This is a genomic window from Pelomonas candidula (genome assembly GCF_043555985.1).
Taxonomy (GTDB): domain Bacteria; phylum Pseudomonadota; class Gammaproteobacteria; order Burkholderiales; family Burkholderiaceae_C; genus Pelomonas; species Pelomonas candidula.
The window spans coordinates 1-255 of the sequence record NZ_JBIGIC010000085.1 but is presented as its reverse complement, the minus strand read 5'-3'; the positions used below and the strand labels follow the sequence as shown (position 1 = coordinate 255).

Annotated in this window: 1 protein-coding gene; it reads left to right on the top strand. The window is 69.0% G+C overall.

What is annotated here, in order from left to right; genetic code table 11:
- On the top strand, window positions 1-255 hold a 255-nt coding region (locus ACG04R_RS28590), incomplete at both ends, for a family 1 glycosylhydrolase (protein ID WP_394418243.1).

Sequence of the window (255 nt, the reverse complement as noted above, 5' to 3'; positions counted from 1 at the left end):
GCAAGACGGGCGCTGCGTGGGAAGCCGTGCCGCTGCCCATCAACTACCCCAAGGCCGACAGCCCCTGGCTGCACATCGCGCCGCAGTCCATCTACTGGGCCACGCGCTTCTGCGCGGAGCTGTACGGCCACCAGTCGCTCTACATCACCGAGAACGGCTGCGGCTACAACGACGAGCCCGTCGTCAACGGCGAGGTGCTGGACCTGCACCGCCGCGACTTCCTGCGCAACCACCTGCGCGAGGCCCACCGCGCGA